Raw genomic sequence first — 26446 nt, 5'->3', positions numbered from 1 at the left:
CTTTGGAGACCGCCCTTGGATATATGGCCTCACCCTGAGAGAGAACTGGCTGGAAGGTAAGGTATTACGTTTTCCCCGCCAACTTTATAAAGCGGTCCGAACATTCTTGTATCATTTGTGAGAACATCAAATTTCTCCGAAAGCTGGATGATTGAGCTATCAGTCAGGCCAAACGAAATGTAGAAATCGGTCTCGCAGTCCCTAGCGATCAACGACTCAACTTGCTTAAGTCTAGAAAAAACCTCCTTGGCAATAACATATGCCTTAACACCGGCCTCTCCATCCAAGTCAATTAGATTTGAAACTTCGGCAGCAATGTAGGAGGTAATCCAAACTTCCTTATATGAGCCAAATATTTCCCATAATTTGTCGGAGTCCTCGCGAGAATACGATCTCAAGCGTTTCGATTTTGCAATGTACCTGCCCTCATCAACGGCACCGATTATCATGACAAGCCAAAGATTGGTATCAATCAATAATCGCTGACGCGCCCGACGTTTGGCCTTCATAATTCTTTGCAGGCTCTGAAGCCGCGGAAAGCGAAGGTGTTTTCATCAATCAAGAACACTTTGTATTCTCTTCGTGCAGTCATCATTGCAGCAATCAAACTTAGGCCTTCCTTCTTGTTGCGCCGGGAAATCTCAAGCGGATTTTTCCCTGAAAAATAATAACTAAGGGTTACCTCATAGTATTTGCCAGAAACGACTACGCCTTCCAACTTCAAATCGGATAGCCCGGGCAACAGTTCCCTGGCACTTTGCTCAGCGACTTGAATTGCTTTTTCGAAATTTGCTGCTGCAATGCTCATATGTCGACTCCATTCGGGGACGCGGCTTTTAGATAAGATCGATTTTAGATCAGATTTTTGGTATGGCGAAGTTGCTGGCGAGAGTTCAAGACTTCGACTGCCGGAGACGAGTCTATTTGTCAACCGAATCTCGCTGATGGGCTAGGAGTTGAGCTCGCGTGCTGACTGCGGTCGTCCCGGCGACGGGCGTCACACGCTGGTTGACACTGAGCGTTCGGGCTTCCCCATGTGCCAGGAGCGACAACAGCCGCCCACAAGGCGGTCGACTCCCAGAGACCGCTCTTGGCCGACTGACGACGGCCCGCACCCATTGACGGCCCGTACTAAACCGCACGCTCAGGGTGCAGCCCCGTAGGCTGTTTGAACCACCCCGGATTTTGAGGAGGCACTAACACTTGAGAAGATGGAGCCATGAAAGCCCCCCTTCACCACCGCATAGGCAACAAAAAAGCACCTACCGCGCGATCGCTGTAGGTGCTTTTTGATTGGAATGGGTGGTGGGTCGTGCAGGATTCGAACCTGCGACCAACGGATTAAAAGTCCGCTGCTCTACCAACTGAGCTAACGACCCACTCGCTCGCTCAGGCAACTCAGCATTGCCTGAATCGAAACGAGCATTCTAGCAGCGTTGACCCAGAATTCAGCAGCTGGAGGCAATTTTTTTAAGGACCCAGCCGGCTGCGCTCATGCCGAAGGTGGCGGTGACGGCTACGGCGGAGCCATAGCCGTGGCAGTTGAGGGTGCCGTCGCTGGCGGGAGAGGCGTCGCAGCTGGTCTCGGGGGCGGCAGGCATGCGCACAGCTTCGCGGCTGAAGACGCAGGTCACGCCGATGGCCTTGCCCTCGCGGGGGGCACCGTGGTGGCGGCGCAGCCGGTAGCGAAGCTGGGCGAGCAGGGGGTCGTGGGTGACGCGGGCCAGATCGTCCACATCCACGAGGTGCGCGAGTTCCTTGCCGCCGGCGGCCCCGACGGTGACAAGGGGGGTACGGCTTCGGCGGGCCCAGACGGCCATGGCGGTTTTGGCGGCGACCTGGTCGCAGGCGTCGATGACGGCGGTGGCATCGGCGGGCACGAGGGCTTCCCAGTTGTCGGGGGTGACGAAGTCGTCAATGCCCTGCACATGCGCCTCCGGGTGGTAGCTGGCGATGCGTTCGCGCATGGCGTCGATCTTGGCCTGCCCGAGGGTGGCATCGGTGGCATGGATCTGGCGGTTGATGTTGGATTCGGCCACGTGATCCATGTCGATGAGGGTGAGTCGCCCTACCCCGGTACGTGCCAGGGCTTCAGCTGCCCAGGAGCCCACCCCCCCGATGCCGACCACCACCACATGGGAGTCGGCAATGCGGCGCGCACCTTCTGCGCCATAGAGCCGGGACGCCCCGCCAAAGCGGCGCGCGTGATCGGGCGGGAACAGGGGAGAAGCGGGGACAGCGGCAGAAGAAGCAGTCATGTCATGATGCAGGGAAAGTGCCCGCGCCCTTTCCTTTGTGGAGGCGAAGCGAGGGCAGTACAGAAGCAGATGCAGGGCCAGCAGGGGGCGCGACGCAGGCAGGGTGCGGGATGCCTGCTGCCCGATGCGAGTGCCCCTTTTTGGCAGGACATGGCAACCTGAGCTCGGGCGAAAAGAGGGAAAGACACACACGCCGCCAGGCGGCGGCCCCGACTGTACACGATGGGAACCATCGTCGCCCTGCCTTGTTTTGCCCAGCCATGCTCTGCCCTGCGGCAAGGCTTACTTGAGGCGGGCGAGCCGGTCCTTGCCGGCCTGGGCGGCCTCGGAGCGCGGGTAGCGGGCAATGAGCTGTTCGAGCGCGGCGCGGGCTGCGGCGGTGTTGTGCAGCTCGACCTCGCAGTTGGCGATGGAGAGCAGCGCCTCGGGGGCTCGTTCGTGGTTGGGAGCCTGGCTCACGACAGCCCGGAAATTGGCGATGGCACCCTTGTAGTCGCGCAGGGCGTAGTCGGAATTGCCGAGCCAGAACTGCGCCAGCACCCGGTGGCTGCTGCGCGGATGGGCACGCAGGAACGCACGGAAGCCGGTCTGGGCCTTGGCATAGGCTCCGCTGCGGAACTGGTTGATGGCGGCTTCGAATTCGGCTTTTTCGCGGGCGGAATCAGCGGCATGGGCCGGCGCTGCGGAGCGGGCATCGGGGTCACCGTCTCCATCGTCCTGGGGAGCGGAGGCGGCCTGCTTGCGTGTCGGGGCGGCTGCGGGGGGGGCGGGGCGTGCGTCTTCGAGGGCGCGGGAGAGGTCCTTCTGGCGGCGCTGCAGGTCGGCGATGTCGCGGCTGTATTCCTCGTCATGGCCGCGCATGCGGGCCGTGTCGGCCTTGAGCGCGTCGATCTGGTTCTGCAGCTCCAGCAGGCTGTTGCGCATGCGGGCGTTGTCCTCGTTCATGGCCTGAAAACGCTGGCGCAGGTCCAGGATGGCGCGGCGCGCCTCGTTGTCGCCGAACAGGTCGGCGTGAGCCAGCGGCTGCATGCCGAGGCAGGCCAGGGTCACGGCAGCCTGCAGCACAAGGCGCGGCTGCAGAGCCCCGCGCCGGGCAGAAAAGACGGAATGCGAATGCGGCAAAAGAACGTTCATGCAAACCTCAGGGCATGGTGTGCAGATTCCCGTGGTCTCTGTGCTCTATGCGCTGTGTGCAAGGGGACACTTCAGACGGGCCGCAGAGGCACGGAAACTGCAGCGAGGGAAGACGGCCGGAGGCCGACAGCTCACTTACTTGGTGTAGTTGTAATCGAATTCGACGCGGCGGTTGCGTTCGTCGGCACCGACGTTGGGCACCACCGGGCGTTCCTTGCCGAAGCTCACGGCCTCGATCTGGGTGTCGGGCACGCCGAGCAGGTTGAGCGCACGGCGTGCTGCCTCGGCGCGTTTCTGCCCCAGTGCCAGGTTGTATTCGCGGCCGCCCACGGCGTCGGTATGCCCTTCGAGGCGCACGCGCGAAGCGGCATGGCTCTTGAGGAAGGCGGCATGGCCTTCGACCACGGGGCGCGCGTCGGGGCGCACCACATAGCTGTTGAAGTCGAAGTGGATGACGGAGGCCACGTTCTGCGGCCCGCCACGGCTGGCACTGCCGTCGTCGGTGCTCACGGAGGCGACGGAGCTGTCACCTCCCGCGCCATTGGCACCGGCGGCTCCGTTGGCGCCTTCGGTGAGCTTGGTGGTGGAACAGGCCGCCAGCGACAGGGTGGCAGCAAGAATCAGCAGGGTACGTTGCATGGTTTTTCCTCTTGGGAGAGTCAACGACAGGGCCTGCGCCGGGAGATGCGGTCCGGGGCACAGGCTGAACATCGGGGTCAGGGGGTGAGCGGCGCCCAGGCCGGCTCGCGGATGTCGCCCGGATGGCCGGACAGGCGCGTCTTGACGCTGCCGTCGGCCGTCGTGGTCATGAGGGCCTCGCCGCCGCCCGTGTGGGTGGCGTAGATGATGAGCTGGCTGTTGGGGGCAAAGCTCGGTTTTTCGTCGTTGCTGGTGCTGGAGACCACGTCCATGGTGCCGCTGCCCAGATCGAGCACGGCCACGCGGTAGCCGCCGCGCGCGTTGGTGATGAAGGCCAGGGTCTTGCCGTCGGCACTGACGGTGGGCGAGATGTTGTAGCTGCCCTGGAAGGTCAGGCGCTGAACCTGCTCGCCGTCGAGCGAGGAGCGGTAGATCTGCGGCGAGCCGCCGCGATCGCTCACGAAGTAGATCGACTTGCCGTCCGGGCTGAACACGGGCTCGGTGTCGATGGCGCTGCTGTGCGTGATCCGGCGTGGCGTGCCGCCGGTGGCGGGCACCAGATAGATCTGCGAGGTGCCGTCGCGGGTGAGCGTGACGGCCAGATGGGAGCTGTCAGGCGACCAGGCAGGCGCGCTGTTGGACCCCTTGAAGTTGGCCACCACGTGCCGGCTGCCGTTGCGCACGTCCTGCACGTACACCACGGGCTTGCCCAGCTCGAAGGAGACGTAGGCGATCTTGCTGCCGTCGGGCGACCAGCTCGGGGAGATGATGGAGGCCCGGCTGCTCAGGGCCGGCTGGGCATTCTGCCCATCGGCGTCGGACACCCACAGGGTATAGCGCCCCCTGGAGCGGGTGACATACGAGATGCGGCTCGCAGCCACGCCCTTGCGCCCGGTGATGCGGCCATAGATCCAGTCGGCGGCCCGGTGCGAGGCGAGCCGCAGGTCGGCCTGCGGCACCTGGTAGTTCTGGCCGCCCATGTCCTGGTTGCGGACCATGTCCCACAGGTGAAAGCGCATGGCGTAGCGCCCAACTCCTTCGGCCTGCACGCTGCCCACCACGGCGTAATCGGACCCGGCTGCCCGGAACACTGCCTGGGGCGGATGGCTGCGTTCGTCGAGCGCACCCGCCTCCACCGCTACGGTGCGAAAGAGCCCCGTGCGCACCAGATCGGCGCCGATGATGGCCGAGGGGCGCTGGGGCACGGCGGCTTCACCCCGGAAGGGCACCGGAGAAATGGGGTACTGGGTGCTGCTGCCGGGGCCGACGATGGTCACGTTGAATTCGGCCGCCAGAGCCGGGCCGGATGCCACCCACAGCCCCCCCAGCAGCAGCGCGGCGGCAGTCCACCGCCCCGGCCAGAAAGGGTAGGACGTGCGCACACCGCCTGCCAGCGAGGGCGAACCCTGGCAGCGTGCCATCGAGAGGGAAGACTTCATCTTCATCGTATGCGGATACGTAGGTGGATGCCTGTCGGAACAGAACCGAAGGCATCTCGAAAATCAGGGAAGTATGCGGGCCGGGGACGGAGAGGAAAGAAACCGAAGAGGACAGAACGAAGCAGCACAAAAAAACCGACACCCTGCGAGTCGAACCGATCCCCAGGGCTCCGCCCCACCGAAAAGCTGCATCACATGCTACACACTTGCCATGACGGCTTTCCGACCGATCGGTTACAAAGGGTAAGCCCCCTGATGCCTGGGGCCGCAGGTCCGTGATGCCGCCCCGCCGCAGGCAGGCTCCATGCTCCGGGCTGCGGCACGGAAGGGGGCAACGCGCTGCAGGCCACCGACCTACAATGCGGGATGCTTTTCACTCCTCTTTCTCACCGGGCCCGATGACGACCGACGCCTCCCCCCCCCCTTCTGCCGCGCTCGCCTCACAGAGCCTGCCGGCCCGTCTGCGCCGCATCTCGCGCTATTTTGGTGTCGACCGCCAGTGGTGGGTGTACGCCTTTGTGGCCACGGTGGTGGCATCGCTCACCGAAGCCGGGGTGCCGGCCCTGATCAAGCCCCTGCTCGACCGCGGCTTCACCAGTGGCACGCTGCAGCTCTGGGCCGTGCCTGCGGCCGTGCTGCTGCTGTTCTTCCTGCGCGGGGTGGCCGGTTTTGCGGCCCAGTATTCGCTGGCACGCATTGCCAACGACGGCATGGTGCGGCTGCGCGAGGACATGTTCGCCCGCCTGCTCAATGCCGACCTCAGCCTGTTCTCGCGACAATCGGCCAGCACGCTGTCCAACACCGTGGTGTTCGAGGTGCAGAACGGCGCCAACATGCTCGTGCAGGCGCTCATGGGGCTCACGCGCGACGGCAGCACCCTGGTGGCGCTGGTGGGCTACCTGCTGTATCTGAACTGGAAGCTCACCATGGTCGTGGTGGTGCTTGCGCCCGGCATGTCGTGGGTGATGCGCAAGCTCTCGCGCCGCCTCTACGGCCTCACCAAGCAGGGCCAGCGCGCCACCGACGAGCTGGCCTACGTGGTCGAGGAAAACGTGCTGGCCCACCGCATGGTGCGCCTGCATGGCGCCCAGCAGCAGCAGAGCAGCCGCTTCGAGGTTCTGAGCCGCCGTCTGCGCCAGCTCTCGCTCAAATCGGTGATCGCCTCCTCGGCCATGACCCCGCTGACGCAGTCGGTGGCCGCGGTGGCGCTGTCGGCGGTGCTCACCATTGCCCTGTGGCAGGCCCAGGTCAGCCAGGGCCATGAGCGTGCCGTCACGGTGGGTGGCTTTGTCGCCTTCGTGGCCGCCATGATGATGCTGGTGTCGCCCATCCGGCGTCTGGCGGACGTGGCCAACCCCATCACGCGCGGCGTGGCCGCCCTGGAGCGCGGCCTCGCCATGGTCGAGACCGTCCCGCCCGAACCGGAGGCAGCCCCCGCCGCACAGGCCAGCCAGCTGCCCGCGCGTGCGCGCGGCGACATCCGGTTCGAGCGCATCCATGTGGACTATGCCGCGCAGGCGGCGGACCGCGAGGCCCGCATGCCGACTTCGCCCCTGTTCACCACCATGCCCACGGGCGCGAGCGTAGCCCATGCCGAGGGCCTCACCGAAACAGCGGCCGCCGCACTCGAACTCATCGACCTGCACATCGCCCCGGGCGAGGTCGTGGCCTTTGTGGGGCCATCGGGATCGGGCAAGACCACGCTGGTCAACCTGCTGCCGCGCTTTGTGCTGCCGTCGAGCGGGCGCGTGCTGCTCGACGGCGTGGCTCTGGACGACTGGCCCCTCGACCGCCTGCGCGCCCAGATCGCCATGGTGAGCCAGGACGTGGTGATGCTCAACGACACCATTGCTGCCAACGTGGCCCTGGGCAGCGAACTGGATCGTGCCCGCGTGCAGGCGGCGCTGGAGGCCGCCAATCTCGGCACCTTCATCGAACGCCTGCCCATGGGCATGGACAGCATGGTGGGTCACAACGCGGCCCAGCTCTCCGGCGGCCAGCGCCAGCGGCTGGCCATTGCACGCGCCGTGTACAAGAATGCCCCCATCCTGATCCTCGACGAAGCCACCTCCGCGCTCGACAACGAATCGGAACGCCTCGTGCAGGAAGCCCTGCAGCGCCTCATGCAGGGCCGCACCACCCTGGTGGTGGCGCACCGCCTGACCACCATCGAACATGCCGACCGGGTGGTGGTGATGGAATCGGGCCGCATCGTGGAACAGGGCACCCACACCGAGCTGATCCAGCGCGGCGGCGTATATGCCCGCCTGCAGCACCACGCCACGGCCTTTGTGTCCAGCATGGCAGGCAGCGCCCCCACGCCCTCCGAAGGGAACACCCCGGATAGCGACCACGCCGCCTGAGCCGGCACGGCACGGCACGGCACGGCACAGGCCACAGGTTCTTGTGCACATCGCCGGACTGTGCCCTGTCGCGGGGCACATCCAGGCGCTGTCCTGTGCCCCCGCTGCACACTGCTGGGCGCACCCTCAAGGCGAAGCGAACTTCATCAGCACCAGCCCCGCCACGATGAGCGCCACGGCCAGCATGCGCAGAGGGCTGGCTGCCTCGTGCAGCACACAGAGACCGACGGCAAAGGAGCCCAGGGTGCCGATGCCCGTCCAGATCGCGTAGGCCGTACCGAGCGGCAGGGATTTCATGGCCATCGACAGCAGCCCGAAACTGGCCGCCATGACCACAAGGGTCAGCAGGGTGTACCCGCCGCGGGTGAATCCATCCGAGAGCTTCATCGTGTACGCCCAGACGATTTCAAGCAGCCCGGCCATCACCAGCCATATCCAGTCCATATCCACCACCTCCGGCACCCATCAGATACAAATACCGGGTCGTCCCGGATGATCGAAAGGCCCGCAGGCTGGGGGCGTCCCCACTCCCATGATACGCAACCGTGTCGGCCCATGCCGCCCAAGCTCCCCCTGTGCGCAGCGGCTTGGGAATCACCCTTTCTGGCTGCGCCGCATGGCTGCGGCCAGCTGCACGCTGCCACGCTCGTCCAGCGCCTGCAGGGTGCTGGCAAAATCCCGGGGTTCCCTGTTCTGGCTGAGCTTGCGCTTGCCCTCGATGCGAGTGATGTCCACCTCGATGCCCACGATCTGCCCCAGCATGTCGCGCAGGTAGTCGGCGGGCGCATCGCCCATGCGCCAGGGAACGGGCTGATCCGCCTCGTGCACGCGCGTCAGACGCGCCAGCACTCCGCGCAGGAACTTCTCGTCCTCGCGGATGTGGAGCCGCCCATGCACATGCACGGCCTCGTAGTTCCAGGTGGGCACATGCCGGTGCGTTTCCGGCTTGCTCGCATACCAGTTGGGCGAAATGTAGCCCTCCGTCCCCCGAAAGACCACCAGCACCGCATCGCCCTCCCGCACCTCCTGCCACACCGGATTGGCGCGCGCGACATGGGCCTGCAGCGTGCCCAGGGGATGGGCCTCGGTGCCTTCCGGATTCAACAGAAACGGAAGGTGATCGACCTCCAGCCCCGCAGCCCTCTGCGTGACCAGCATCCCCAGGGGATGCGCGCGCACGAGGGAATGCAGCACGTCAGGACGGGATTCGGCAAACAGCGCAGGGGCGTACATCACGACATCGGCTCCGGGCAAAGTGGAGAGCGTACCTCACCCCAGAGTCCCTCGCGCCTGCAAGGGGGCTGCGGGGCCGGCCCGCCCTGCCCCCTCCTCCTCACATGAGCACGATGTCGTACTGTTCCTGCGTGAAGCCGGTTTCGGCCTGCAGGGAGATGGGCTTGCCGATGAAGGCGCTGAGGCCGGCGAGGTGCTGGCTTTCCTCTTCGAGAAAGAGGTCGATGACCTGCGGGGCGGCGATCACGCGGAATTCGCGCGGGCTGAACTGCCGCGCCTCGCGCAGGACCTCGCGCAGGATGTCATAGACCACGCTGCGGGTGGTCTTGACGGAGCCGCGCCCCTGGCAGGCGGGGCAGGGTTCGCAGAGCATGCGCTCCAGCGATTCGCGGGTGCGCTTGCGCGTCATCTCGACCAGTCCGAGGGGCGAAAAATCCCCGACCATGGTCTTGATGCGGTCGCGCTGCAGCTGCTTGCGCAGTTCGCCCAGCACCTCGGCCTGGTGATCTGGACGGGTCATGTCGATGAAGTCGACGATGACGATGCCGCCCAGATTGCGCAGCCGCAGCTGGCGTGCAATGGCGTGGGCCGCCTCCAGATTGGTCTTGAAGATGGTTTCGTCGAAATTGCGCGTGCCCACGTAGCCGCCGGTGTTGACGTCGATGGTGGTGAGCGCCTCGGTCTGGTCGATGACCAGGTAGCCGCCGGACTTGAGGTCGACACGGCGCCCCAGGGCTCGCGCCACTTCCTCGTCGATGGCATAGAGGTCGAAGATGGGGCGCTCGCCACGGTAGTGTTCGAGCTTCTGCACCGCATCGGGCATGAAGGTGAGGCCGAACTCGCGCAGGGCGTCGAACTGCTCGCGCGAATCGATGCGGATGCGGTGGGTGTGCTCGTCGACCATGTCGCGCAGCACGCGCTGCATGAGGCTCAGGTCCTGGTGCAGCAGCGAGGGCGCCGGCTGCCGCTGCGCGGCCTGGCGGATGCGCGCGCAGGCCTTGCGCAGGTAGCGCATGTCCTGTTCGAGCTCGGCATCGGTGGCGTCCTCGGCATTGGTGCGCACGATGTAGCCGCCGGGCTGGTTCAGTCCTTCTTCGGCCGGCATGCCGGCCATGAGCCGCTGCACGCGTTCGCGCAGCTCCTCGCGCTGCGGGCTGGGGATTTTCTGCGACACGCCCACGGCGTCGTCCTGCGGCAGGTAGACCATGAGCCGGCCTGCGATGCTGATTTGCGTGGACAGGCGCGCACCCTTGGTGCCGAGCGGGTCCTTGATGACCTGCACCATGAGGGTCTGGCCCTCGAAGATCTGCTTCTCGATGGGGCGCTGGGGCGCGGCCGGCTCGCGCCCGCCCGGTCCGGCGGCGGGCGCTGCCGCCTGCCGCTCGCGGGGGCTGCTGCGCTGCCACACGTCGGCCACGTGCAGGAAAGCGGCGCGTTCGAGCCCGATGTCGATGAAGGCGGACTGCATGCCGGGCAGCACGCGCACGACCTTGCCCAGATAGATGTTGCCCACCCGCCCGCGCTGGAGCTCGCGCTCGATGTGCATTTCCTGCACCACGCCGTTTTCGACCACGGCAGCACGGGTTTCCTGGGGGGACCAGTTGATCAGTATGTCTTGTTGCATGAGAAGGGGGACCAGGCAAAGGCCGGGGCTGATGGCTCCGGCACCGCACGCCCCGGAGCTGCCGTGTAGGAAGCCGGGAGCCAGGAAAGGGAATCAGGCCGCCTGCCGCACCGGGTGGCTGCGGACAGGCAGACGCAGGTTCATATTGTCCACCCCATTGCACGCAGGATCTGTGCCGTCTCGAACAGGGGCAGCCCCATGATGCCCGAGAAACTGCCCTCGATGCGGGCAATCAGCGTCGCAGCCCGGCCCTGCACCCCATAGGCCCCTGCCTTGCCCATGGGCTCGCCGCTGGCCACATAGGCCGCGATGCGCGCTTCGTCGAGCACATCGAACTCCACCCAGGAGGTGCACAGCCGTGCGGCACGCCGAGAGGGGCTGCCCGCTGTGCCGGAGCCTGCCACGGCCACGGCGGTCAGTACCTGATGGCGCTGCCCCGACAGGCTGCGCAGCATGGCCGCGGCGTCGGCAGCATCGGCCGGCTTGCCCAGAATGCGTGCCCCCAGGGCGACGGTGGTATCGGCACAGAGCACGGGAGCAGCGGGCCAGCCCCGACGCTCCAGCCGCGCCAGGGCGGCGTCGAGCTTGAGCGCAGTGACGCGCTGCACGTAGTCGGCTGCTGCCTCTCCCGGCAGCACGGCTTCGAGCCCCTCCGCGTCCTCTCCGGCATCGGGCAGGAGCAGCGTGTGGCGAACGCCGATCTGGTCGAGCAGCTGGGCCCGACGGGGACTCTGGGACGCGAGGTAGAGAAAAGAATCGGTCGACATGGGGCAAGACAATGGGGAAAAGAGGCGGTCAGCCAGAAAAGAGCGACCCGCGCAACCCTGAGCGGCAGACCCGGCACGCGCACGCAGGCACCCACGCCCTTGCTGCAGCAGGGAGCCACTCCACGCCGCAGGGCGCGAAGCCTTACTCGCGGTGGTACGGATGGCCGGCATTGACCGACCAGGCACGATAGAGGCTTTCGACAAGCAGGACGCGCGCCATGGCGTGCGGCAGGGTCAGGTCGCTGAGGCGAATGCGCTCGTGTGCGGCCGTGCGCAGCTCGGGAGACAGGCCATCCGGCCCACCGATGAGGAGGGCCACGTCGTCGCCGTCCTGCTGCCAGTGGCGCAGGCGCTCGGCCAGGGCCTTGGTGGTGAGCGAGGTGCCGCGCTCGTCGAGCGCCACGATGCGCCGGCCCTTGTGGCAGCCGGCGTCGATGGCGGACTCGATGCGCTGGGCCTCGGCCTGCATCATCTGGGCCGTGGTTTTGCCTCCGCTGCGGGGCTCGGTCTTGACGGTGCGGCATTCGAGCCGCAGGTCGGGCGGGAACCGCTTGGCGTAGTCATCGAAGGCAGTCTGCGCCCAGTCGGGCATCTTCTGCCCGACGGCAACGATCACGAGTTTCACCCGGCCACTCCGTGCGCAGGCGATCAGGCGGCGGACTTGCGCGAACGCCGGGGCGCAGCCTTGGGCGCCGGTGCGGCAGCAGCCGAATCGGTGCCGGCGGCCTGCTTGCGGCTGCGAGGCTTGCGGGCAGGCTGTCCGTCGGTGGCAGCAGATGCTGGGGCAGCGCCCTGCTCTGCCTTGGCTGCCGCAGGGGCACGACGGGTGGAGGGCTTGCGGGTACGGGCTGGCTTGTCCCCCTCGGCAGCGGCTGCCCTGGCAGGACGGGCAGGCTTGCCCAGGCGCATGCGCACCGGCTTGTCGCCCCAGATTTCCTCAAGCGCGTAGTACTGGCGGATGGCGGGCTGCATGATGTGCGCCACGGCACTGCCGCAGTCCACGATGATCCACTCGCCGTTTTCCTCGCCCTCCATGCGGGGCTTGGGGAAGCCTGCGTCGCGCACGGCATCGCGCACGCTGCCGGCCAGGGCCTTGGTCTGGCGGTTGGAGGTGCCGCTCGCGATGATCACGCGCTCGAACAGCGGCGACAGGTGTGCCGTGTTGAACACCTGGATGTGCTGGGCCTTGACATCCTCCAGACCATCGACGATGGCGCGCTGGAGCTTCTGGATGTCGCGGTTCGATTCCTCGATCTCGACAGGCTCTGCCTGCTCGGGAGTGGATGAGGCCACGGCCTGCAGCTCCCTGTCCTCGGCGGGAGGAACGGTGTTCTTGGATGCGGCAGTGCGGGGAGATGCCTTGGCGGTTTTTTTCTCAGTGGCCATCAGGGTGTCGATAGAGTTGGTGGAGTGCAATATACCGCGCGACCTCGGGCGGCACAAGGGAAGACAGCCAGGCCAGCGAAGAGGCCTGGAAAGCGGTCGCGCCGGCCTGTGCCAGCCGCTCCCGGATGGCGGTCGAACTGATCGCGCTGGGGGGCAAGTGTACCTGCACGCAGCGCAGTTGGGGCAGCGAAGCGCGTACCCGATCCAGATCGGCCTGCAGGTCGGCCGCTGCACTGCCGGGGCGTCCCAGCACGGCCACGGTGACCTCCTGCAGCAGCTCCTGCGCCCGCTGCCAGCGCGGCAGCGTGGCCACCAGATCCTGCCCCATGACAAGGAACCACTCTGTGCCACACGGCCCTTGCCGGCGCGCCTCGCGCTGCTGGAGCTCGCGCAGGGTATCGATCGTGTAGGTGGTGCCCTGCCGGCGCAGCTCGCAGTCATCCACCACCACCTCGGGCAGGCCGGCAAAGGCCAGCCGCGCCATGGCAAGACGGTGGGCCGGATCGGTGAGTCGGCGCTCCTTCATCCACGGCTGGCCGGTGGGCACGATGTAGAGGCGATCGAGCCCGAGCTGCCGCACGGCCTCGCGTGCCAGCGCCACATGGGCGAGATGGGGCGGATCGAAGGCGCCGCCGTACAGCCCCACGCGGACCGTGGCCTGTCCTGCACAGGGCGTGGGGCCAGGTGGCGGTGAAGGTGCATCGGTGCGGATCATGCGCCAGCGCGGGAAGGAGCCTCGCCGGCCAGCCAGTCTCGGCAGGGAAGGAAGTCGGTGTAGAGGCGTGCCTCGGGCGAACCGGCAGGCTCTGTGCGGCGGTAGCTCCAGCTGGCCTGCGGCGGCATGGACAGCAGAATGGATTCGCTGCGCCCCCCGCTCTGCAGGCCAAAGTGGGTGCCCCGGTCCCACACGAGGTTGAACTCGACATAGCGCCCCCTGCGGTAGAGATGGAACGCGCGCTCGCGCTCGCCCCATTCCCGCTTGCTGCGGCGCTCGACGATGGGCAGATAGGCCGGCAGAAAGGCCTCTCCCACGGCCTGCAGCATGGCCAGATCACGCTCGGGGCCCAGCTCGGCGAAATCGTCGAAGAAGATGCCCCCGATGCCGCGCTGCTCGCTGCGGTGGGGCAGCTGGAAGTAGCGGTCGCACCAGTCCTTGAAGCGGGGATACTTGTCGGCTCCGAAGGGAGCCAGGGCATCGCGGCAGGTGCGGTGAAAATGGACACAGTCCTCCACCTCGCCATAGTAGGGAGTGAGGTCCATGCCGCCACCGAACCAGCGCACGGGCTTTTGCCCGGCAGGGTGGGCGGCGATCATGCGCACGTTCATGTGCACCGTGGGCACATAGGGATTGCGCGGATGGAACACGAGCGACACGCCCATGGCCTCAAACGGGGCCCCGGCCAGCTCCGGGCGGTGCTGGGTGGCGGAAGGCGGCAGTTGCGGCCCCTGCACGCGCGAGAACCCGACGCCCGCGCGCTCGAAGACCTCCCCCCCTTCCAGAATCATGGTGCGCCCATGTCCCTGCAGCCGCTCACCCTCCGGCTTGCGCCAGTCGTCGACGATGAAATGGGCTTCGGGCTCCAGCGCCTGGACGGCTGCCGTGATGCAGGTCTGCAGGCCGCGCAGCCAGGCAGCCACAGGATCGGCATGGGCCTGTGCGGAAGCCGCACCGGACAGAGAGGGGGAAGAAAGACTCATGGCGATTTGGTGAGAAGCCCCGGCGGCAAGGCACTGCACACGGGGCAAAGAACTGGACGACGATGGGCATCGGACACCTGCACCACTCACTCCTGCGGCTGCGATGGGTGCTCATGCCCGTGCCGATGACCATGTCGGTGCCGTTCGAGCGGCACGATGGGAGACTGCTGGTCGGGATGGCATCCCTGCCGGCCGGCATAGTAGCGGGCAATGGCCGCGAAGTCGGCCTCCATGTCCCCGCTGCACCGCACGTAATCGGTCACGCCCAGCTGCCTGGCCCCGTAGTCGATGTAGGCGAGCCCGAGCGGACAGTCCAGCGTCCGCCACAGGTGATAGAAGCCAGTGCGCCAGCCGGGGGTGTAGCTGCGCGTGCCTTCGGGGGCCACCACGAGCCAGAAGAAGGCCGATGCATGCATCTGGTGCTGGGTCTGCTCGACCACGCCGTAGGCGGCCCTGCGGTTGATGGGCACCCCGCCGACCCAGCGGATCCAGGGCCCGATCAGGGGCAGGCGGGTGGCGCTGTCCTTGATCCAGAACTTGAAGGGCATGCCATGGCTCCACTTGTACAGGAGCCCCAGGATGAAATCCCAGTTCGAGGTGTGCGGGTAGACGATGTAGAGGCCATGGGCCTCGGGCAGCGGGGCAAACTCGTTGCGCCAGCCGAACCAGGACAGCACCCGGGTGGCCATCCGGCTTCCGCGGGGCAGGCGCACGGGGCCAGAGGCCGGGCTGGTGGCGCGGCGCAGCCCACAGACGGTGTCCGACGCCGTCTCCGGCACCGGACGCACCGGCCCCTGCCCGCAGGAGCCGGGCTCGTCCGCGCAAGGCTGATCGCCGGCCATGTCGGGGCTCCTCAGGGCTGCACGCCTGTCTGTGCAGCCGGATGATTGATGGCGCGGTAGCCGATGTCATTGCGGAACTGCATGCCCGGCAGCTGCACCTGCTGGATGGCCGCATAGGCCCTGGCCTGCGCCCCGCGCACGTTGTCGGCCAGAGCAGTCACGCACAGCACCCGCCCGCCACTCGTCACCAGCCGGCCATCGGCCTGCAGTGCCGTGCCGGCATGGAAGACCTTGACGTCTTCCGCATCGATCGGAAGCTGGGTAATGGCCTCGCCGGTCTGCGGATGCAGGGGGTAGCCCGGAGCGGCCACCACCACTCCCAGCGCCACGCGCCGGTCCCATTGCGGGGTCACGTCGGCCAGGTGCCGGCCCGTGCTGCCCGCAGGTTCGGTAGCGGCCCACAGCAGGTCGAACAGATCGCTCTTGAGCCGCATCATGATGGGCTGGGTTTCGGGGTCTCCCATGCGGCAGTTGAATTCCAGCGTCTTGACCTTGCCTTCGCGATCGATCATGAGACCGGCATACAGAAAGCCGGTATAGGTGATGCCGTCGCGGGCCATGCCACGGATGGTGGGCAGAATGACCTCGCGCATGGCGCGTGCGTGCACATCGGCCGTCACCACCGGTGCTGGCGAGTAAGCACCCATGCCGCCAGTGTTGGGGCCTTCGTCATGGTCCTTGAGGCGCTTGTGGTCCTGGCTCGTGGCCAGGGCCATCACGTCGCTGCCGTCGCACACGACCATGAAGCTCGCTTCCTCACCCTGAAGGAACTCCTCGATGACGACGCGCGCCTCGCCGTTGTGCTTGACGCCGAAGGTATTGGCTTCGAGCATGTCGTTGACGGCTGCATGGGCTTCTTCCAGGGTCATGGCCACCACCACGCCCTTGCCGGCAGCGAGGCCGTCGGCCTTGACCACGATGGGTGCGCCCAGCCGGTCGATGAACGCATGGGCAGCCACCGGATCGGTGAAGGTGTCGAAGGCTGCGGTGGGAATGCCGTGCCGCTGCATGAAGGCCTTGCTGAAGGCCTTGGAGCTTTCGAGCTGCGCCGCCGCCTGCGTGGGGCCGAAGATGCGCAGCCCGGCCGCACGGAACCGGTCCACCACGCCGGCGGCCAGGGGCGCCTCGGGGCCGACCACGGTGAGGTCGATCTTCTGCTCGCCGGCCCACTGGCACAGTGCTTCCAGATCCTGGATGGGCAGGTTTTCCAGATGGGAGTCCCGGGCAGTGCCGCCATTGCCGGGCGCCACGTACACCTTGCTCACGCGCTCGGACTGCGCCAGCTTCCAGGCCAGTGCATGTTCGCGGCCACCAGAGCCAATCACGAGTACCTTCATGCTCACTCCTCCAGGTCCAGTTCGGCGTTGGAATACACGTTCTGCACGTCATCCTGATCTTCGAGCATGTCGAGGAGCTTCTGCATGCGCAGGGCGTCCTCGCCCGCCAGCTCGATGGGGTTTTCGGCACGCATGGTGACCTCGGCCACCTCGGGCTGCAGACCGGCGGCTTCCAGTGCCTTCTGCACGGCCTCGAAGTCTCCGGGAGCCGTCAGCACCTCGATGGCGCCTTCTTCGTCCGTGATGACGTCCTCGGCACCGGCCTCCAGAGCGGTCTCCATGACCTTGTCCTCGTCGGTGCCGGGCGCGAAGATGAACTGCCCGCAGTTCTTGAACTGAAAGGCCACGGAGCCCTCGGTGCCCAGATTGCCGCCGTTCTTGCTCAGAATGTGGCGGATCTCGGCCACCGTGCGCACGCGGTTGTCGGTCATGGTGTCGACGATGATCGCCGCGCCCCCCACGCCATAGCCCTCGTAGCGGATTTCCTCGTAGTTCACGCCGTCGAGGTTGCCCGTGGCCTTGTCGACGTTGCGCTTGATGGTATCGGCGGGCATGTTGGCCGCCTTGGCCTTGTCGATGGCCAGGCGCAGGCGCGGGTTGGCGTTGGCATCTCCCCCACCGTGACGTGCCGCCACAATGATTTCACGGATGAGGCGCGTCCAGACACGGCCCCGCTTTTCGTCCTGCCGGCCCTTGCGATGCTGGATGTTGGCCCATTTGCTGTGACCTGCCATGTGATCTGTTCCTTCGGTGATTATTTGATCTAATAACATCCATTTTACTGACTCGCTGTCGCACCGTTGAACGCCCCTGCCCGCAGACCTGCATCGCGCCTGCGGAAGCGCCGCAACGCACGGCTTCGCACAAGGATTTCTCCCACCATGGCCCACCCCCTGCCCATCGCCCAGAACGACCACACCACCTGCTCCCTGCTGCCGGCGCTGGCCAACCGCCACGGACTCGTCACCGGAGCCACCGGGACGGGCAAGACCGTGACGCTGCAGAAGATGGCCGAGAGCTTCAGCGCCATCGGCGTGCCGGTGTTCATGGCCGACATCAAGGGCGACCTCACCGGCATCAGCCAGACCGGCCAGATCGGCGACAGGCTGGCTGCCGTGCTGGCCGAGCGCCACCTGCCCACGCCCGAGTCCGTGGCCTGCCCGGTCACACTGTGGGACGTGTTCGGCGAACAGGGGCATCCCGTGCGCGCCACCGTGAGCGACATGGGCCCCCTGCTGCTGGCCCGCATGCTCGACCTCAACGAGACCCAGGCCGGGGTGCTGCACATCGTCTTCAAGATCGCGGACGACAGCGGGCTGCTCCTGCTCGACCTGAAGGACCTGCGCGCCATGCTGCAGTACGTGGCCGACAACGCAAGCCAGTTCACCACCCAGTACGGCAACGTCAGTGCCGCCAGCGTCGGAGCGATCCAGCGGGGGCTGCTCACCATCGAGACCCAGGGCGGTGACCGGTTTTTCGGCGAGCCCATGCTCAACATCCAGGACCTCATGCAGACCGTCGGGGGCAAGGGCGTGGTCAACATCCTTGCCGCAGACAGGCTGCTGCAGTCGCCCCGCCTCTATGCCACCTTTCTGCTGTGGCTGCTCTCCGAGCTGTTCGAGCAGCTGCCGGAAATCGGGGACCCTGACCAGCCCCGGCTCGTGTTCTTCTTCGACGAGGCCCACCTGCTGTTCGACGAGGCGCCCAAGGTGCTGCTCGACCGCATCGAGCTCGTGGTGCGTCTGGTCCGCTCCAAGGGCGTGGGGGTCTACTTCGTCACGCAGAACCCCATGGACATCCCCGACAGCGTGCTCGCCCAGCTCGGCAACCGGGTGCAGCACGCGCTGCGCGCCTACACCCCGCGCGACCAGAAGGCCGTCAGGGCCACGGCCGAAACCATGCGCCCCAACCCTGACCTCGACATCGCCGCCACCATCACCGAACTGGCCACGGGCGAGGCACTCATCAGCTTCCTCGACGACAAGGGTCGCCCCGGCCAGACCGAACGCGCCTACGTGATTCCCCCTGGCAGCCAGATCGGCCCCATCACCGCCGAACAGCGCCAGGCCCTCCTGAGCCAGTCTCTGGTGGCCGGCGTCTACGAGCAGGCGGTGGATCGCACCTCCGCCTACGAAATCCTGCAGCAGCGCGCCGCACAGACCACTCCCGCGGCGGGCATCGGCTCGGCCACCCCTGCGGCACAGGACGCCACGGCAACTGCTCCCCTGCCCTCCACAGGCACTGCGGCCGGCACCCCGGCTGCACCTGCCGCATCGGGCGGGCTGCTCGACAGCGTCGGCGGACTGGTCAAGGATGCCCTGTTCGGCCGCACCGGCCCCCGGGGTGGCCACTACGACGGACTGGTGCAGTCCATGGCCAAGTCGGCCATCCGCACCGCAGGCCGCGAGCTCGTGCGCGGCGTGCTGGGCAGCCTGATGGGCAACCGGCGCTGACCGGCGCGGGCTCTCTGTCCTGGCCCCGGTTGCAACTGACGCGGGTCAAAGATGCGCCCGCCGCAGGGGTACCCACGATCCCTACAATGAAGCCACCTGCGCGGCACGCCATGCAGCCCTGCCCCGCCATGCGGGCAAAGCTGCCAGATCCGGCCGCGCGCTGCCATGGCCCCTGCGGGCAATGGCACCTTCGTCCTGCCTCCAGCGATCGGTTCTCATGTCCCACGTTCACCACATCACCCACCCCCTCGTGCAGCACAAGCTCACCCTCATGCGCAACAAGGAAGCCAGCACCAACAGCTTCCGGCGCCTGCTCGGCGAGCTCAGCACGCTCATGGCCTATGAAATCACCCGGCACATGCCCCTGCAGGAGGTTCCCGTCGAAACCCCGCTGGAGCGCACCACCGGACACGTCATCGACGGCAAGAAACTCGTGCTCGTCAGCATCCTGCGAGCCGGCAACGGCCTGCTCGACGGCATGCTGAGCGTCGTTCCAGGCGCCCGTGTCGGCCATATCGGGCTCTACCGCGATCCCGACACCCTGCACCCGGTCGAGTACTACTTCAAGATGCCCTCACAGATGGAGGAACGCGACGTCATCGTGGTCGACCCGATGCTCGCCACAGGCAACTCGGCCGTGGCAGCCATTGACCGAATCAAGAAGCTGCGCCCCCGCTCCATCCGATTCATGTGTCTGCTCACCTGCCCGGAAGGCCTGGCCACCCTGCAGCAGGCCCATCCCGATGTGGACATCTATACGGCAGCCATCGACCGCGGCCTCAATGCCCACGGCTACATCGTGCCCGGCCTCGGCGATGCCGGCGACCGCATCTTCGGCACGACCTGAGCCGTCATTTTCTCTGCCCCCTTCCGCTTCGCGCCATGTGCCCATGGATGCGGGGGGCACCAAGGCTCCAGAAACAGAAACGCCCGCTGCATGCGGGCGTTTCTGTTTCTGCTGATTCTGGGGCGGCTGCCGTCTCAGCGACGGGAACCGCCTGCAGCGTCAGCTCACTTGGAGCAGGACTTGCCGTGGTTGGCGTGAGCACCGGCAGCCTGGGCAGCGGCCTCGGTCATGTACTGACCCTTCTTGGTCTTGCCGAAATACTTGGTGCCCGGGCAGTGATAGACCTTGCCGTTCACCCACACCTGACCCGGTGCCGCTGCGGCAGCCGGCGTCACGGGTGCCGGCTTGACTGCCGGAGCAGGCTTGGCAGCAGGTGCCATCTTGACGGCAGCAGGCGCTGCAGCCGGCACGCCAGAAGCGGACACAGCCGCAGGAGCCTTGGCAAAGGCACTGCCAGCCAGCAGACCAGCCACCAGAAGCACACTCAGGGATTTCTTCATGATCGATATCCTTTCAGCATAAAAACCGGAGACCGCACCCGCAGCCCCCTTCTGAAAACCAGATTGGTTAACCAATCTTGACGGAACACTGACTAGTGTAGCCACGCGGCTCTGTCTGCGCACACCAACTTGTATCCGTGTGTACAAACAACTCTCCGCTCCGCCACTTCCGCGGGGGGCCACACCACGTCTTCAGGCCGCATCGTCCTGTGCCGGACTTTCGAGCCGATCCAGCCGCAGCCGGTCCCGCTCGTCACTGACACGCTGCGCCATCCACCCGCTCACCGCGATGGCTCCGAGCGCGGCACCGCCCCCGATCAGGAACAGCACCAGAATCTGGTACTTGGCAGCTTCGAAGGGCGACATGCCCGCCAGAATCTGGCCCGTCATCATCCCCGGCAGCGTGATGATGCCCGCCGCACTCATCTGGTTGAGGGCCGGGATCACGCCCGCATGCACCGCCCGGCGCTGCAGGCTGCCCAGCGCCTGCTGACGGGTAGCCCCGAGCGCCAGCCGCGCCTCGATCGCGGAACGCTCGCGCACCAGCCCGGAAGAAAACGCATTGAGCGTCAGACTCACGCCGTTCATGATGTTGCCCAGAACCAGCCCCACCAGAGGAATCAGCACCTCCGCGCTCCACCACGGGTGCGGCCGCAGCACCAGCAACCCCAGAAAGGTGGCCAGCACCATGGCCACCATGGTGGTCCCCGCTCCGATGCCGAAGCCCCACAGCCCCTTGAGCTTGCGCTGCTGGCGCGCATACACCTCGCGGCTCGCCGATGCGAACATGAACAGCGCCACCAGCCCGATGAGCCAGGGCGACTGCAGGGCAAACACCGTGCGCAGCACCATGCCCACCAGCAGAAGCTGCACCAGCGCCCGGACAGCGGCCACGAGCAGCGATCGCGCCACCCCCAGACGCAGCGCCAGCGAAATGCCGGCATTGGCGAGCAGCAGCGCCGAGCTGATGGCCAGGTCCGTTGTGGAAATCAGCGCTTCGCCCGTCATGCCCGCACCTCCGTGATCTGTCCGTTCTCAATCCGAAACTGCCGCTGCGCCATGCGGTCGGCCTGCCGCTGGTCATGGGTCACCATGACAATGGCACCCCCCTGCGCCAGATGGCTGCGCAACAGCCCCTCCACCCGTTCGATCGAATCCGGGTCCAGTCCCGAAGTCGGTTCATCGAGCAGCAGCACCCGAACTCCCGGCCGCAGCGCCCGCAGCAGGGCCATGCGCTGGCGCTCGCCAGTGGACAGCCGCGCCACAGGCCAGGCACTCGCCTCTGCGCTGATGCCCACTGCAGGCAGCATGGCCGCAAAGTCATAATCCGCTGCAAAATGGGGCGCCACCGTCTCCTCCCACCAGCCCGAATCGGCCGCCACATAGGTCACCTGTCGGCGCCAATGTGGCGCCGGCATGGCCGAACAGGCCTCTCCGGCCAGTGCCGCATCCCCGCCATGGGGATCCAGATCGGCCACCATGCGCAGAAACACACTCTTGCCCGCCCCGGAATGCCCCATGAGCGACACGCACTCCCCGCCCTGCACCTGCAGGTGCACCGGGCCCACCTGCATGCGCTGCAGACCGCGCACATCAAGCAGGGGCATGGAGGAAGAAGGGGATGAGTCCCTGTCGGAGTGAGGCACCGGAACGTGCGCTGCCTGCGTCGCCTGCACGGATTCCGTGTGCACCGGCGCAGCAGAAGGGGATGAAATCTCGGCTTGCATCTGCGCAGTATGCCTGAATGAAACATGAAAAAAGGCCAGCCGCACAAAGCGGCTGGCCTGGGCAGGAGACCCGAAGCGGCGCGCGTCAGTCTGCCGGCACCTGCTCCTCGGGCTCGGCCTTGCCTGGACGGGTGCTTTCCTTGCGCGGCAGGGGCTGGATATCGAGCATGATGCCGTTGTTGTCGGCCTGCTTCTCGTCGTAGTCCACGGTGACACGCCCCCCGTCGGTGAGCCGGCCAAAGAGCAACTCGTCGGCCAGTGCCTTGCGGATGGTGTCCTGGATCAGCCGCTGCATGGGACGTGCCCCCATGAGGGGATCGAATCCCTTCTTGGCCAGATGCTTGCGCAACGCATCGGTGAAGGTGGCTTCCACCTTCTTTTCCATGAGCTGGTGCTCGAGCTGGAGCAGGAACTTGTCCACCACCCGCAGGATGACCTGCTCATCAAGCGGCTTGAAGCTCACGATGGCATCGAGCCGGTTGCGGAACTCGGGCGTGAACAGCCGCTTGATGTCGGCCATCTCGTCTCCGCTCTCGCGCTTGGTGGTGAAGCCTATCGTCGACTTGTTCATGGTCTCGGCTCCCGCATTGGTCGTCATGATGATGACCACGTTGCGGAAGTCGGCCTTGCGCCCGTTGTTGTCCGTGAGCGTGCCGTGGTCCATGACCTGCAGCAGCACATTGAAGATGTCGGGATGCGCCTTCTCGATCTCGTCGAGCAGCAGCACGCAGTGCGGCTTCTTGCTGATCTGTTCGGTCAGCAGCCCCCCCTGGTCAAATCCCACATATCCGGGAGGTGCACCGATCAGGCGGCTCACCGCATGGCGCTCCATGTACTCCGACATGTCGAAGCGCACGAGATCCACGCCCAGAATGTAGGCCAGCTGGCGTGCTGCCTCGGTCTTTCCGACCCCGGTGGGACCGCTGAACAGGAAGGCCCCGATGGGCTTGTCGCGGCGTCCCAGCCCGGAGCGCGCCATCTTGACGGCTCCCGCCAGCACTTCCAGCGCCTTGTCCTGCCCGAACACCACGCTCTTGAGGTCGCGTTCGAGCGTCTGGAGCTTGCCCCGGTCGTCGCTGCTCACGCTGGCCGGCGGAATGCGCGCGATCTTGGCCACGATGTCCTCGATCTCGCCCTTGCCGATGGTCTTCTTGCGCTTGCTCGGCGCCAGAATGCGCTGCGCAGCACCCGCTTCGTCGATCACATCGATGGCTTTGTCGGGCAGCTGGCGATCATTGATGTAGCGCGCACTCAGCTCGGCAGCTGCCTGCAGCGCAGCATTGGCGTACCTGACGTTGTGGTGCTCCTCGAACCGGGACTTGAGCCCCTTGAGAATGTCCACGGTCTGCTCGACGCTGGGCTCGGCCACATCGACCTTCTGGAACCGACGAGAAAGCGCAGCGTCCTTCTCGAAGATGCCACGGTATTCGTTGAACGTGGTGGCGCCGATGCACTTGAGCTGTCCGCTCGACAGGGCGGGCTTGAGCAGGTTGCTCGCATCCATGGTCCCACCCGATGCAGCACCTGCGCCGATGAGGGTATGAATCTCGTCGATGAACAGCACGGCCTCGGGTTTTTCCTTGAGTGCCTTGAGCACGGCCTTGAGCCGCTGCTCGAAGTCGCCCCGGTACTTGGTGCCGGCCAGGAGTGCCCCCATGTCGAGCGCATAGACCTCGGCCTGTGCCAGGACTTCCGGCACACTTCCCTGAGTGATGCGCCACGCCAGCCCCTCGGCAATGGCCGTCTTGCCCACGCCTGCCTCGCCGACCAAGAGCGGGTTGTTCTTGCGCCGGCGGCAGAGAATCTGGATCACGCGCTCCACCTCGGCATCGCGACCGATGAGCGGATCGACCTTGCCCTCCCGCGCAGCCTGGTTCAGGTTGTGGGTGAACTGTTCGAGCACCGAGCCCTTCTCGGCACGCTCGCCCGGCCCTTCCTCGCCGCTGTCTGCGGCAGCGCCTTCCTCGGGCTTGGCAGGCTCCTCGCCTTCGCCGGATTTGCGAATGCCGTGCGCGATGTAGTTGACCACATCGAGACGGGTCACGCCCTGCTGGTGCAGGTAGTACACGGCATGGGAATCCTTTTCGCCGAAGATCGCCACGAGCACGTTGGCGCCGGTGACTTCCTTCTTGCCATTGCCGGTGCTCTGCACGTGCATGATGGCGCGCTGGATCACGCGCTGAAAGCCCAGCGTCGGCTGGGTATCCACCTCTTCGGTGCCAGGCAGCTGAGGACTGTGGTCCTTGATGAAATTGGTGAGGGACGTGCGCAGATCATCCACGTTGGCCGCGCAGGCATGCAGAACCTCACTGGCCGTGGGGTTGTCCAGCAAGGCGAGCAGCAGATGCTCCACGGTCAGGAACTCATGGCGCTGCTGACGAGCCTCGACAAACGCCATGTGCAGGGTAACTTCAAGCTCTTGTGCAATCATTTCTTTCCTTTCGCCCAAGGGGACATGGCTGACCGGCACCCCCATATTACAGGGATTGCAGCCGGGGGTTGGAAACCCTCGCGCCCTGGTAGAGATATGGGTGTCCGCAATCCTTATTCAACGGGCTCGCACACACACTGCAACGGATGTCCGGCCGCCCGGGCCGCCTCCATGACCTGCCCCGTTTTGGTTTCCGCGATGTCGCGCGTGAACACGCCACAGATTCCCCGCCCCTCGGTATGGACCTTGAGCATGATGCTCGTGGCCGCCTGGCGATCCTTGCCGAAGAAGTCCTGCAGAATCAGCACGACAAACTCCATGGGCGTGAAGTCGTCGTTGAGCAGCACCACCTGGAACATCGACGGAGGCTGCACCTCCAGCCGGCGTGGACGCACGGCAACTGCATCCCCATCCTCGACCAGCGGGGTGGTCTTGGCCGGAGATGCGGGACGAAAGGGAGCTTGGGCAAGAACGATGTCAGACATGGAAAAGGCGGCAACACACGTCCAGGGCAGCAGAAAATTTCCGAAGACCCCCATGGCCTTCGGATGCACTTCCACCACTCGACGTGGATGCATGAAACAGAGATGGCGCCATTGTCCCGTGATTCAATCCCGCGTGCCCGCCTGACACCGGCGCCCCCTTCGCCCAGCGCCCCCCTCTGCCCATTCGTCCCTGTTTGTTGCGATAAAGAGACGTCCTTCTCCTCTTCTCCCCCCCTTGTCTGGAAACCCTCAGCATGCCCGTCTTTACGGGCCTCGCCCCTCAAAATTTCGCATCATGACAAACAGGCACCCCAAATGCATGTAACGCCTCCCTGTTTGTCATGGATATGACAAATTTCTCTCTGGCGAACACAGGCAGCGCCTGACGCGGAAGGACGGAGCATTCCATGACCTCGCGCAAGCTTTCCGCGATGGTCATTTGCCGCCACTGCTTTCATTCTTTTTACTGATAGCATCTCGCATGTAACAAGGTTCTTCCCAAATGCCATACGTGACAGGAGAAAATCGTGAGCATTGGCACGGTCAAATGGTTCAGTGATGCAAAAGGATATGGATTCATCCAGGCGGATGACGGAGGCGATGATATCTTTGCGCATTTCACCGCCATCCTGATGGATGGATACAAAAGTCTCAAGCCGGGCATGCGTGTCCAATATGAATTGCACGAAGGCCCCAAAGGAGTGCATGCTCGGGATATTCAACCCGTGGAAGAAAAAACGCACCAGCACGATGCTTTTTCGAGCACTTCTGGTGAATCTGCGCCCCATTCCGATGCTTCGGTAAATACCGATACGTATTTTCCCCCTGCTTTCCCCGCTCCGGCATATTGATGCCAAAGCCGATGATGATAGGCTGACCGGGAAACAGAAAATTTCTCCACGCAGTTTCACGTGAACATTCAGAAAAGAGCGCCAGAGAACACGGAATTCTCTGACCCGACTTTCTCTGCCCCAACTGCATGACAAGGGCTGTTTGCCCATCGGTTCCTGGTCCGCCCTCGCGGCGCTCCTCCACCCCCTCCTCTCTACGCGCCACGATAGACAAAGAGGCACCTCCTTCGCCGGGAGCAGTGCCTCTTGTGCTGCGCGCTGCCTGCGAACTGCAGATGTCGGAGGCAAGTGTCCTGACCATGGTCCCGCGTTCGACCGGTCACGCCCCACAGGCCCCTCTGGCGCTGCACGACTGGCGGCAAGCACACAGGCATAAAAAAACCCGGACAGGCTGCTGCCTCTCCGGGTACAGGGAAGACACGCAGAATGCCA

General features: G+C 65.5%; 27 protein-coding genes and 1 tRNA gene. 4 read left to right on the top strand and 24 right to left on the bottom strand.

Features of this window, described 5'->3' with window-relative positions:
- Positions 1–29: 29 nt before the first annotated feature.
- The 7 genes from ACP2WS_RS07880 to tolB all read right to left on the bottom strand — a co-directional run bounded on the left by ACP2WS_RS07880 (position 30) and on the right by tolB (position 5470).
- The gene (locus ACP2WS_RS07880; RefSeq protein ID WP_426460299.1) at positions 30–509 is read right to left on the bottom strand and encodes a PIN domain-containing protein; all 480 of its coding nucleotides are present in this window, start codon (positions 507–509) and stop codon (positions 30–32) included.
- The gene (locus ACP2WS_RS07875; RefSeq protein WP_426460298.1) at positions 506–808 is read right to left on the bottom strand and encodes a hypothetical protein; all 303 of its coding nucleotides are present in this window, start codon (positions 806–808) and stop codon (positions 506–508) included. The genes ACP2WS_RS07880 and ACP2WS_RS07875 overlap by 4 nt, the downstream gene beginning before the upstream one ends.
- Before the next feature lie 495 nt (positions 809–1303).
- Positions 1304–1379, bottom strand: a tRNA-Lys gene (locus ACP2WS_RS07870).
- Between the two features lie 69 nt (positions 1380–1448).
- Positions 1449–2258 (bottom strand): tRNA threonylcarbamoyladenosine dehydratase, encoded by an 810-nt coding sequence (locus ACP2WS_RS07865; RefSeq protein WP_426460297.1) that lies wholly within the window; start codon positions 2256–2258, stop codon positions 1449–1451.
- Positions 2259–2540: 282 nt separating this feature from the next.
- On the bottom strand, positions 2541–3392 hold the full coding sequence (ybgF, locus tag ACP2WS_RS07860; RefSeq protein ID WP_426460296.1) for a tol-pal system protein YbgF: 852 nt from the start codon (positions 3390–3392) through the stop codon (positions 2541–2543).
- A gap of 135 nt (positions 3393–3527) precedes the next feature.
- Positions 3528–4031 (bottom strand): OmpA family protein, encoded by a 504-nt coding sequence (locus tag ACP2WS_RS07855; protein ID WP_374492298.1) that lies wholly within the window; start codon positions 4029–4031, stop codon positions 3528–3530.
- A 77-nt stretch (positions 4032–4108) separates the two neighbouring features.
- Positions 4109–5470: a Tol-Pal system beta propeller repeat protein TolB gene (gene tolB, locus ACP2WS_RS07850; protein WP_426460295.1), complete on the bottom strand. Its 1362-nt coding sequence runs from the start codon at positions 5468–5470 to the stop codon at positions 4109–4111.
- 359 nt (positions 5471–5829) lie between these two features.
- On the opposite strand from tolB, the gene ACP2WS_RS07845 reads away from it, so the two are divergent.
- A complete protein-coding gene (locus ACP2WS_RS07845) occupies positions 5830–7833 on the top strand; it encodes an ABC transporter transmembrane domain-containing protein (RefSeq protein ID WP_426460294.1) in 2004 nt (667 codons plus the stop codon).
- Positions 7834–7959: 126 nt separating this feature from the next.
- Here ACP2WS_RS07845 and ACP2WS_RS07840 read toward each other — a convergent pair whose 3' ends face one another.
- The 11 genes from ACP2WS_RS07840 to ACP2WS_RS07790 all read right to left on the bottom strand — a co-directional run bounded on the left by ACP2WS_RS07840 (position 7960) and on the right by ACP2WS_RS07790 (position 17454).
- Positions 7960–8277 (bottom strand): DMT family transporter, encoded by a 318-nt coding sequence (locus ACP2WS_RS07840; protein ID WP_426460292.1) that lies wholly within the window; start codon positions 8275–8277, stop codon positions 7960–7962.
- 150 nt (positions 8278–8427) lie between these two features.
- Positions 8428–9066: an FMN-binding negative transcriptional regulator gene (locus ACP2WS_RS07835; RefSeq protein ID WP_426460304.1), complete on the bottom strand. Its 639-nt coding sequence runs from the start codon at positions 9064–9066 to the stop codon at positions 8428–8430.
- A 100-nt stretch (positions 9067–9166) separates the two neighbouring features.
- Entirely contained in the window at positions 9167–10690 is a 1524-nt protein-coding gene (gene rng, locus ACP2WS_RS07830; protein WP_374492294.1) for a ribonuclease G, read from the bottom strand.
- Positions 10691–10830: 140 nt separating this feature from the next.
- Positions 10831–11457, bottom strand: coding sequence for a Maf family protein (locus tag ACP2WS_RS07825; protein WP_426460290.1), 627 nt, complete (start codon positions 11455–11457; stop codon positions 10831–10833).
- A 142-nt stretch (positions 11458–11599) separates the two neighbouring features.
- On the bottom strand, positions 11600–12082 hold the full coding sequence (gene rlmH, locus ACP2WS_RS07820) for a 23S rRNA (pseudouridine(1915)-N(3))-methyltransferase RlmH (protein WP_374492292.1): 483 nt from the start codon (positions 12080–12082) through the stop codon (positions 11600–11602).
- Between the two features lie 23 nt (positions 12083–12105).
- Positions 12106–12843, bottom strand: a complete 738-nt coding sequence (rsfS, locus tag ACP2WS_RS07815) for a ribosome silencing factor (protein WP_374492291.1) — start codon at positions 12841–12843, stop codon at positions 12106–12108.
- The gene (gene nadD, locus ACP2WS_RS07810; RefSeq protein ID WP_374492290.1) at positions 12833–13558 is read right to left on the bottom strand and encodes a nicotinate (nicotinamide) nucleotide adenylyltransferase; all 726 of its coding nucleotides are present in this window, start codon (positions 13556–13558) and stop codon (positions 12833–12835) included. Before nadD ends, rsfS begins: the two co-directional genes overlap by 11 nt.
- On the bottom strand, positions 13555–14541 hold the full coding sequence (hemF, locus tag ACP2WS_RS07805; protein WP_426460289.1) for an oxygen-dependent coproporphyrinogen oxidase: 987 nt from the start codon (positions 14539–14541) through the stop codon (positions 13555–13557). The genes nadD and hemF overlap by 4 nt, the downstream gene beginning before the upstream one ends.
- 86 nt (positions 14542–14627) lie before the next feature.
- Positions 14628–15383 (bottom strand): 1-acyl-sn-glycerol-3-phosphate acyltransferase, encoded by a 756-nt coding sequence (locus ACP2WS_RS07800; RefSeq protein ID WP_426460288.1) that lies wholly within the window; start codon positions 15381–15383, stop codon positions 14628–14630.
- An 11-nt stretch (positions 15384–15394) separates the two neighbouring features.
- Positions 15395–16720: a phosphoribosylamine--glycine ligase gene (gene purD, locus ACP2WS_RS07795; protein WP_426460287.1), complete on the bottom strand. Its 1326-nt coding sequence runs from the start codon at positions 16718–16720 to the stop codon at positions 15395–15397.
- Between the two features lie 2 nt (positions 16721–16722).
- Positions 16723–17454: a YebC/PmpR family DNA-binding transcriptional regulator gene (locus tag ACP2WS_RS07790; RefSeq protein WP_426460285.1), complete on the bottom strand. Its 732-nt coding sequence runs from the start codon at positions 17452–17454 to the stop codon at positions 16723–16725.
- Between the two features lie 147 nt (positions 17455–17601).
- Here ACP2WS_RS07790 and ACP2WS_RS07785 point away from each other — a divergent pair, with 147 nt between their 5' ends.
- On the top strand, positions 17602–19173 hold the full coding sequence (locus ACP2WS_RS07785) for a helicase HerA-like domain-containing protein (protein ID WP_426460284.1): 1572 nt from the start codon (positions 17602–17604) through the stop codon (positions 19171–19173).
- Positions 19174–19390: 217 nt separating this feature from the next.
- On the top strand, positions 19391–20020 hold the full coding sequence (upp, locus tag ACP2WS_RS07780; RefSeq protein WP_374492284.1) for a uracil phosphoribosyltransferase: 630 nt from the start codon (positions 19391–19393) through the stop codon (positions 20018–20020).
- 164 nt (positions 20021–20184) lie between these two features.
- On the opposite strand, the gene ACP2WS_RS07775 is transcribed toward upp, so the two are convergent.
- The 6 genes from ACP2WS_RS07775 to ACP2WS_RS07750 all read right to left on the bottom strand — a co-directional run bounded on the left by ACP2WS_RS07775 (position 20185) and on the right by ACP2WS_RS07750 (position 25602).
- Positions 20185–20520 (bottom strand): signal protein, encoded by a 336-nt coding sequence (locus ACP2WS_RS07775; RefSeq protein ID WP_374492283.1) that lies wholly within the window; start codon positions 20518–20520, stop codon positions 20185–20187.
- Between the two features lie 192 nt (positions 20521–20712).
- A complete protein-coding gene (locus ACP2WS_RS07770) occupies positions 20713–21528 on the bottom strand; it encodes an ABC transporter permease (RefSeq protein ID WP_426460283.1) in 816 nt (271 codons plus the stop codon).
- Positions 21525–22127: an ABC transporter ATP-binding protein gene (locus ACP2WS_RS07765; protein WP_426460282.1), complete on the bottom strand. Its 603-nt coding sequence runs from the start codon at positions 22125–22127 to the stop codon at positions 21525–21527. Before ACP2WS_RS07765 ends, ACP2WS_RS07770 begins: the two co-directional genes overlap by 4 nt.
- Before the next feature lie 205 nt (positions 22128–22332).
- Positions 22333–24678: an ATP-dependent Clp protease ATP-binding subunit ClpA gene (clpA, locus tag ACP2WS_RS07760; RefSeq protein WP_426460281.1), complete on the bottom strand. Its 2346-nt coding sequence runs from the start codon at positions 24676–24678 to the stop codon at positions 22333–22335.
- Positions 24679–24791: 113 nt separating this feature from the next.
- Positions 24792–25163: an ATP-dependent Clp protease adapter ClpS gene (clpS, locus tag ACP2WS_RS07755; protein WP_374492279.1), complete on the bottom strand. Its 372-nt coding sequence runs from the start codon at positions 25161–25163 to the stop codon at positions 24792–24794.
- A 280-nt stretch (positions 25164–25443) separates the two neighbouring features.
- The gene (locus ACP2WS_RS07750; protein ID WP_426460280.1) at positions 25444–25602 is read right to left on the bottom strand and encodes a hypothetical protein; all 159 of its coding nucleotides are present in this window, start codon (positions 25600–25602) and stop codon (positions 25444–25446) included.
- Between the two features lie 88 nt (positions 25603–25690).
- On the opposite strand from ACP2WS_RS07750, the gene ACP2WS_RS07745 reads away from it, so the two are divergent.
- Positions 25691–26014, top strand: coding sequence for a cold shock domain-containing protein (locus ACP2WS_RS07745; protein ID WP_374492278.1), 324 nt, complete (start codon positions 25691–25693; stop codon positions 26012–26014).
- Positions 26015–26446: the final 432 nt, after the last annotated feature.

Source organism: Brachymonas moutaii (nom. illeg.) (assembly GCF_049977365.1).
GTDB lineage: Bacteria > Pseudomonadota > Gammaproteobacteria > Burkholderiales > Burkholderiaceae_C > Brachymonas.
The sequence above is the reverse complement of the archived record's forward strand: the minus strand, read 5'-3'. Positions and strand labels throughout refer to the sequence as shown.